This is a genomic window from Helcococcus sp. KG196 (assembly GCF_046035495.1).
GTDB lineage: Bacteria > Bacillota > Clostridia > Tissierellales > Peptoniphilaceae > Helcococcus > Helcococcus ovis.
This window is the reverse complement of record NZ_JBFNFI010000009.1, coordinates 69,125-75,558: the sequence shown is the minus strand read 5'-3', so window position 1 is coordinate 75,558 and position 6,434 is coordinate 69,125. Positions and strand designations below refer to the sequence as shown.

The following is a 6,434-nucleotide window of genomic DNA, read 5'->3' as shown; positions in this document are numbered from 1 at the left end:
TAGAGATATATTAGAAGAGTTGTGGAGCAAAGGAAGAGGAAAAAATAAAAAAAGAATGGGATATGCTAATCCTAAAAGACTTCAACCAGATCCTAATACTGGATTAGCTGCAATAGCTGGATATATGATTAAACAACCTACCAACAAGAGAAGATGGAGCAGTAGCCAAAATCTTGAAAGACCATATTCAAGAACAAATGACTATAAATACTCCAGGAAAAAAATTCAATCAATAGTAGGAAATCAAAAAGATTTATCGTATTGGGAAGAACAATATCCAGGATATTACATTGCAGATAAAGAAAATGGATATGAAGAGGTGCATAGTGACTTATTAGGCTGGAGCATATATCTCAAGTTAAGAAAAAAGGAATAAAAAAGTTATCCACATAGAACGATAAACAAAAGTTATCCACATTTAAATTTTTAAAAAAAGTTATCCACATGAAAAGAAAGGGAATAAAATGACGGAATTAACAATAACAGAATATACAATAATAGGATTTTTAGTATTTATAATATTAGGATTAATAAAATTATATTTAGATACTGAAGAAAATAAAAGTGAAATAAGAAGATTAAAGTTTACAACTAGTATGAATTTAGAAAGAACTTGCAATATAATGAAATCTTTATCTAAAAAGGAACAAAATCAAAGTACGGAAAACAAAGTAACACATTTTGTTAAATTAAGAGAAGGAGAAAGTATAAAAATATACAATGCTACAGATTGGGGATATATTAAAGATTTATTAATAAAAAAAGTAAATTTTGAAGAAAAATAAAAAAGTTATCTACAGTTAATTAAAGGAGATTAAAAATGACAGTTAAAGAAAAAGCTTTAGCTAAAATGCTTGAAGAGATGAATAAAGAACATTCATCTACAGAAGATGTAATACATAACTATTTATGTGAGCAGGAAGATGAAAAGCTATTTTTAGGAATACTTAAAGAAGATAGGACGATAAAAGGATCTATTGAATACTGCTCTGGAAAAGCAAAAAAAATCGCAAAAAGCAGCAGATCAATAATGATAGATAATGATACTGTATATAAATGGGTTAGAGAATATTTTATAAAAGACAAGATAAATCAATCAAATGTAAAAGCTGATGTGTCAGTAAATGATACAAAAATTAAAGAAAATAAAAAAGACAATAATAAAGATGTTAAAAATTCAACCAAAGAAGAGATTAAATCAGAAATTAAGAAAGAAAATAAAAATAAGGATATTTTCAGAATTAAAGACCAGGAATTTGAGCAAGTGAGGATGTTCTAATGAGTGATAAAAAGAAGATAACTGCAAATCAATATATAAATAAGAGAATTAAACCAGGTAAAGAATTTTTTAGTTGGTGTAAATCACAAATACCAACTATAACATTTAAGAGCAAAAATAAAATAATATCTTCTAATAGAAAAAATTGTTATGAAACATTTAAAAGATTAACAGTAAACACTCATTTAAATTTTTTTGAAAAAAAGCATTTTTTTGCAATCATAATTGTTAATGAACAAAGGATAGAAATACAAACTTATGAATTTGATTCAATTTATAATAAAGGAATCCAAAGTATTGAGTATGAATTAGTGAATTATGAATTATATCAAAATAATGAGCATATAAAAGTAACTAAAGATTATTTTTATAATTACCAAGCAAAAAGAAAAAATTATATTTTTGGATTAACCCCAATTTATGGAGGAATAATGAATGGTTACTATACAAATGTAAAGTTTTATCCAAATAATTTTGAAGAAAAAATAAAAGAAATATCAGAATTAAGATATCTAAATTTAGAGTTAGATAGATTTAGAATTAATGTTCATAACATTGGCCATTTATATAAATATCGAAATCAAATAGAATATTTACAAAAAATAAATTGTAATAAAATTGCTGAAGATATTATAAGAATGAATGCAAATTATGATATGAGAGTTATCACAAAAAAATGGCTTAAAGAAAACAAAAGCTTATTAAAAAATACTGATAAAGACTTTAATTATTTATTATTAGAAAAAAATATAAAAATATTAAAAGGAAAAATAATACCAGGTATTGAAGACATCTTAAATTATAAAGATTTATCTAAAATACCAGATGTTATAGGTATAGTTAAATTTCAAAATTGGGCAATAAAAAATAATATCAATAAATCAATGTATTTTGATTACTTAAATCTACTAAAAGAATTAGATATAGAAGTTAATAAAGATAATGTAACACCAAATGACTTACAAAAAGAACATGATAGGTTAGTTAAAGTATTTAATAGAATGAAAAAGAAAAAAGAAGATATAGAATTTAAGAATAGTATATCTAAACAGAAGAGATTATCAAAAAAAATAGATAACTTTGCATTTATACTTCCAAAAAACTCAAGAGAAGTACTAAAAGAAGGACAAAATTTACATCATTGCGTAGGTAGTTATGTAGAAAGAATATTAAAAGGAAAAACAATGATTATATTTATGAGATATATAAACAACATTAATAAGTCTTTATATACAATAGAATTTAACAACAATAAAATTCAACAAATAAGAGGTAAGAATAATCAAAATCCTGATGAAGAAGTATTAAAGGTAGCAAAAAAATGGGAAAAGTTAGTTACTACAAAATAAAGGAGAAAAAATGAATAATGTTGTATTAATGGGAAGATTAACGAGAACCCCCGAGCTAAGATATTTACAAGGAAGCAATAAAGCATATATAAGACTTAATATAGCTGTAGAAAAAAACTTATCAAAAGATAAAAAACAAGAGTTGGAATCAAAAGGAATGCCAACTGCTGATTTTATTAATTGTGTAGGCTGGGGAACATTAGCAGAAAATATTGCTAAATTTTTAGACAAAGGCTCAAGAATTATAATTAACGGGTCAATTCAAACTGGATCATACGAAAAAGACGGCCAAAAAATATATACAACAGATGTGTTAGCTAACAATGTAGAGTTTATTGATTGGAAAAATTCTAATAACGGAATAGACCAAACTCAAGGCTATAAAGATTATCATAACCAAACTGATAGTTTTGAATATACAGCAGAATATAATCCAGTTGACGATAATAGAATACCATTTTAAAAGGAACAGTTGCAGGACAAAGACTAAAAACAATTGAAGAAATGTCAGAACTGATTAAAGCTATGTGTAAAGATGATTTATCTATGATTAAAGATAGCATAGGAGATGTATATGTAACTTTAGTAATATGAATATTGCTACACACAAAAGACGAAGAAAAAACATTATATTTATTTGACAGATTAGAAAGAGCTAAGAGTAATTATATTAAATTTGAATGTGATGGAGACATTGATAATGTTAAAGACTTTTGTGGTAATGATGAAATAAAATGGTTAAATGGTGTTTCGTTTGAATTAAATAGAATATCAGAAAATGAAATACCTGAAATATATGAATTTAATAATTTTAGCATATTAGGATTTATTATTTCGTTTTATGCGATAAAAAGAGATACAACATTAAGAGAATGTGTAGAACTTGCATATAATGAAATATCAAAAAGAAAAGGCAAGATGATTAATGGAATATTTGTTAAGGAAGAGGATTTGAAAGAGGAAATATAATGAATATAAAGATAAGTGAAAAAGAATTATTAGAAGTATTGTTGTATTACACCCCAAAAGTATTATCAAATACGAAAGCATATGAAATATGTAATGATATAAAAAGCTATGGAGAAAAGATTAAAGAGAAATACTATATTGATGATATAGAATTGGAAAATATTTTGTATAAGTATTATCCAAGAGTATCACACAAAAATGCTGGAAGAATTATAAGAGATATAAAAAGGAAATCGGAGGTGATTGAATAATGAAAAATTATATAAACACATCTGATGAAATGTTTAAGCCTATACTAAACACTTTAGATAATCATATAAAAAAAGCATTAATTCAGATAAATTCAGAAAATTTTGATGAAGCAACAATAACATTAAAGTTAAAGTTATCAGTTACTGAAAAAGATACTTTTGTAGGAGAAAATGTTGTTAGCTATAAAGAGCCAAAAATAACATTTGACACAAATACAAAATTATCACATAACTATCAAGATACATATAGATTAACATTCAAAGACTGTGAATTAGTTAAAATCGGAAATGAATTTGGAATAGTTAAAGTAAAAAACAATCAATTAGATATGCTGGATGAATGATGAAATTAATTATTCCACATAGGTTACCAGGATTAAATGAAATTATATATCAAGCAAGAGGAAATAAAATAATAAGTAATGCACAAAAAAAGAAGTATACAGAATTAGTGGCTTGGTATTGTAAGATTTACAAAATTAAAAAATTAAATCAAAAAGCAGATTTTATTTTTTCCTGGTATTGCCAAAATAAAAAAAGAGATAAAGACAATATAATGGCAGGACAAAAATTTATATTTGATGGACTTCAATCAGCTGGAGTTATTAAAAATGACGGTTGGAAAGAGATAGGAAATATAAGTCATAAATTTTATATCGATAAGGAAAATGAAAGAGTTGAAATTGAAATAGTAGAGGTAAATCAATGAGGAGTATACAAGACTTATTAGATGAATTAGAAGATCTAGCATGGAATCATGCAGATAGTTATAGAATAAAGGAAATCAGAAATAAAATAGATTATTGGATACAAAAAAATATTATTGAGGTAAAAAATGAAAAAGAAGCAAAAGGAAAGAATGATTAAGTTACAACAAGCACTTAATCACAACGCAAAAGAAGGAATTAAAAAAGAAGCTGTAGATGTAAGTTTAGCAATAATGTTTTATATAAGTATATTAGTTTTAAGAGATAAGTACGGATTTGGCAAAAAGAGATTAGGAGACTTTATGGAACATGCTTCAACACTTATAAAAGATATGAGTATTGGACTACTAGACTTCAAAGATATAAGAGATACTGTACTTGAAGAAACGGGGGTAGAAATAAAACTTCCTGAAAGGAAATGGCTATGATTGTAAAATTTACACTTTTAACTAAAAAAGGATATTTAAAGCAAAGTATAAGAGGTACATATGCACCTACTATATTAGATAATGCCACTCTATACTCATCACTTGCACAAGCTGAATTTCATAAGACAAAGGCTGCAAGAATGTATAAAGATATTCAAATAAAAAAAATCATAGAAAAAATTGAGGTTAAATAATGAATCGATTAGAAAACAACAAAAAATTTTATTTTTTAGAAAAACAAGCACGAGAATTAGAGATAAAAGGCAAACATAATTGGAATGGAGAAGAAGTTCAAGAATATATATCAATACAAAGAGAAATAAAGGATATAAGAAACTATGAGAGACTATCAAAGAAAAAAGCATACGAAATACATAATAGATAGAGTCGTATACCAAAAAACTATCTGGGTAATTAGAGACTACTACAGACTAAAAGATATATGTGATAGCTTAATAGAAGAATCTCCAGAGCCTAACTTTAATAAAGTACAATCAACAAATAAAATAACAAATCAAACAGAAAATATAGTAATGAAAAGAGATAAGTATATTACTCAAGTTAAAGTGATAGAAAATGCACTATTAAGCATTCCTGAAGAATACAGAAAAGGAATTTGGAACAATATAATGTACAATGCAGCATATCCTATATATGCAGATAGATCAACATATGGTAGATGGAAAAGTAAATTCATATATCAAGTTGCAAAAGATTTAGAAATATTTTAATAAAATTTAATAAAATAAAAAAAGTTGCAACACCAGGGAAAAATAAAGGTGCTATACTAGTATTGTAAAAATATAGACAATATAATACAACAATTTTTCGGGCAACTTCTGCTACCTTCATGTTTTACTCCATTTAATAATTTTGATTACACAGATTAGAGAAGTTGTCTTTTTTGTGTCTATTTTTTATACCCCTTATAATAAAAACACTCATAGGGAGGTATTTAAAATATGTGCCTAGGGGATTAAAAATACCCGAGGGGATAAATATCAACGGAGAGAATCATGCCTATAAAAAGACCTGAAAGGACTGGTAGCCATAGAGCTGTATATGAATCAAATAAAAAGAAAATATTAAAAACACAAGATATATGTGGAATATGTGGGAAGCCAGTTGATAAGTCTCTTAAATATCCTGATCCAATGTGTGCTGTAATAGATCATATTTTACCAATCGCAAAAGGCGGGCACCCGTCAGATATTAAGAATTTACAAATAGCTCATCATTATTGTAACAGGCAGAAAAGTGATAAGTTATTTGCTTCAGATAATTTAAAAAACAATAAAAAAAATGTAGAAATATTAGGTAATAGACACTTACCACATAGTGTAGATTGGTTATCATATAAAGCCTTAAATTGAGTTTTAAAAGACTTTATATAATAGGGGTACACCCCCTCCCCCTTACACCAAATGACCTTCCCCGCCCTTACTGTACAT

At 26.0% G+C, this 6,434-nt stretch carries 14 protein-coding genes and 1 pseudogene; all 15 read left to right on the top strand.

What is annotated here, in order from left to right; all coding sequences use genetic code 11:
• Positions 1-376, top strand: a pseudogene (locus ABGF45_RS05415) (hypothetical protein); the annotation flags it as partial.
• 88 nt (positions 377-464) lie between these two features.
• A complete protein-coding gene (locus ABGF45_RS05410) occupies positions 465-785 on the top strand; it encodes a hypothetical protein (protein WP_408112664.1) in 321 nt (106 codons plus the stop codon).
• Positions 786-820: 35 nt separating this feature from the next.
• Positions 821-1,279, top strand: coding sequence for a Cas9 inhibitor AcrIIA9 family protein (locus ABGF45_RS05405; RefSeq protein WP_408112665.1), 459 nt, complete (start codon positions 821-823; stop codon positions 1,277-1,279).
• Entirely contained in the window at positions 1,279-2,628 is a 1,350-nt protein-coding gene (locus ABGF45_RS05400) for a PcfJ domain-containing protein (RefSeq protein ID WP_408112666.1), read from the top strand. The genes ABGF45_RS05405 and ABGF45_RS05400 overlap by 1 nt, the downstream gene beginning before the upstream one ends.
• A 10-nt stretch (positions 2,629-2,638) precedes the next feature.
• Positions 2,639-3,091 carry a single-stranded DNA-binding protein gene (locus ABGF45_RS05395; RefSeq protein ID WP_408112667.1) on the top strand — a complete coding sequence of 151 codons (453 nt, stop codon included), beginning with the start codon at positions 2,639-2,641 and terminating at the stop codon, positions 3,089-3,091.
• A 134-nt stretch (positions 3,092-3,225) separates the two neighbouring features.
• Entirely contained in the window at positions 3,226-3,597 is a 372-nt protein-coding gene (locus tag ABGF45_RS05390) for a hypothetical protein (protein WP_408112668.1), read from the top strand.
• Entirely contained in the window at positions 3,597-3,848 is a 252-nt protein-coding gene (locus ABGF45_RS05385; protein ID WP_408112669.1) for a hypothetical protein, read from the top strand. Before ABGF45_RS05390 ends, ABGF45_RS05385 begins: the two co-directional genes overlap by 1 nt.
• Positions 3,848-4,192 carry a hypothetical protein gene (locus tag ABGF45_RS05380; protein WP_408112670.1) on the top strand — a complete coding sequence of 115 codons (345 nt, stop codon included), beginning with the start codon at positions 3,848-3,850 and terminating at the stop codon, positions 4,190-4,192. The genes ABGF45_RS05385 and ABGF45_RS05380 overlap by 1 nt, the downstream gene beginning before the upstream one ends.
• The gene (locus ABGF45_RS05375) at positions 4,192-4,557 is read left to right on the top strand and encodes a RusA family crossover junction endodeoxyribonuclease (RefSeq protein ID WP_408104573.1); all 366 of its coding nucleotides are present in this window, start codon (positions 4,192-4,194) and stop codon (positions 4,555-4,557) included. The genes ABGF45_RS05380 and ABGF45_RS05375 overlap by 1 nt, the downstream gene beginning before the upstream one ends.
• Positions 4,554-4,715, top strand: a complete 162-nt coding sequence (locus ABGF45_RS05370) for a hypothetical protein (RefSeq protein ID WP_408104572.1) — start codon at positions 4,554-4,556, stop codon at positions 4,713-4,715. Before ABGF45_RS05375 ends, ABGF45_RS05370 begins: the two co-directional genes overlap by 4 nt.
• Positions 4,684-4,983 (top strand): hypothetical protein, encoded by a 300-nt coding sequence (locus tag ABGF45_RS05365; RefSeq protein WP_408112671.1) that lies wholly within the window; start codon positions 4,684-4,686, stop codon positions 4,981-4,983. Before ABGF45_RS05370 ends, ABGF45_RS05365 begins: the two co-directional genes overlap by 32 nt.
• Positions 4,980-5,177, top strand: a complete 198-nt coding sequence (locus tag ABGF45_RS05360; RefSeq protein ID WP_408104570.1) for a hypothetical protein — start codon at positions 4,980-4,982, stop codon at positions 5,175-5,177. The genes ABGF45_RS05365 and ABGF45_RS05360 overlap by 4 nt, the downstream gene beginning before the upstream one ends.
• Positions 5,177-5,368, top strand: a complete 192-nt coding sequence (locus tag ABGF45_RS05355) for a hypothetical protein (RefSeq protein WP_408112672.1) — start codon at positions 5,177-5,179, stop codon at positions 5,366-5,368. The genes ABGF45_RS05360 and ABGF45_RS05355 overlap by 1 nt, the downstream gene beginning before the upstream one ends.
• Positions 5,322-5,714, top strand: coding sequence for a hypothetical protein (locus ABGF45_RS05350; protein ID WP_408104568.1), 393 nt, complete (start codon positions 5,322-5,324; stop codon positions 5,712-5,714). The genes ABGF45_RS05355 and ABGF45_RS05350 overlap by 47 nt, the downstream gene beginning before the upstream one ends.
• A 285-nt stretch (positions 5,715-5,999) precedes the next feature.
• On the top strand, positions 6,000-6,356 hold the full coding sequence (locus ABGF45_RS05345) for an HNH endonuclease (RefSeq protein WP_408104567.1): 357 nt from the start codon (positions 6,000-6,002) through the stop codon (positions 6,354-6,356).
• Positions 6,357-6,434 lie beyond the last annotated feature (78 nt).

Excerpts from the sequence above, each read along its gene's own strand:
- ABGF45_RS05405 (WP_408112665.1), top strand. The coding sequence starts at position 821 with ATGACAGTTAAAGAAAAAGCTTTAGCTAAAATGCTTGAAGAGATGAAT.
- ABGF45_RS05375 (WP_408104573.1), top strand. The coding sequence starts at position 4,192 with ATGAAATTAATTATTCCACATAGGTTACCAGGATTAAATGAAATTATA.
- ABGF45_RS05385 (WP_408112669.1), top strand. The coding sequence starts at position 3,597 with ATGAATATAAAGATAAGTGAAAAAGAATTATTAGAAGTATTGTTGTAT.
- ABGF45_RS05350 (WP_408104568.1), top strand. The coding sequence starts at position 5,322 with ATGAGAGACTATCAAAGAAAAAAGCATACGAAATACATAATAGATAGA.
- ABGF45_RS05360 (WP_408104570.1), top strand. The coding sequence starts at position 4,980 with ATGATTGTAAAATTTACACTTTTAACTAAAAAAGGATATTTAAAGCAA.
- ABGF45_RS05380 (WP_408112670.1), top strand. The coding sequence starts at position 3,848 with ATGAAAAATTATATAAACACATCTGATGAAATGTTTAAGCCTATACTA.
- ABGF45_RS05370 (WP_408104572.1), top strand. The coding sequence starts at position 4,554 with ATGAGGAGTATACAAGACTTATTAGATGAATTAGAAGATCTAGCATGG.
- ABGF45_RS05365 (WP_408112671.1), top strand. The coding sequence starts at position 4,684 with ATGAAAAAGAAGCAAAAGGAAAGAATGATTAAGTTACAACAAGCACTT.
- ABGF45_RS05355 (WP_408112672.1), top strand. The coding sequence starts at position 5,177 with ATGAATCGATTAGAAAACAACAAAAAATTTTATTTTTTAGAAAAACAA.
- ABGF45_RS05400 (WP_408112666.1), top strand. The coding sequence starts at position 1,279 with ATGAGTGATAAAAAGAAGATAACTGCAAATCAATATATAAATAAGAGA.
- ABGF45_RS05395 (WP_408112667.1), top strand. The coding sequence starts at position 2,639 with ATGAATAATGTTGTATTAATGGGAAGATTAACGAGAACCCCCGAGCTA.
- ABGF45_RS05410 (WP_408112664.1), top strand. The coding sequence starts at position 465 with ATGACGGAATTAACAATAACAGAATATACAATAATAGGATTTTTAGTA.
- ABGF45_RS05345 (WP_408104567.1), top strand. The coding sequence starts at position 6,000 with ATGCCTATAAAAAGACCTGAAAGGACTGGTAGCCATAGAGCTGTATAT.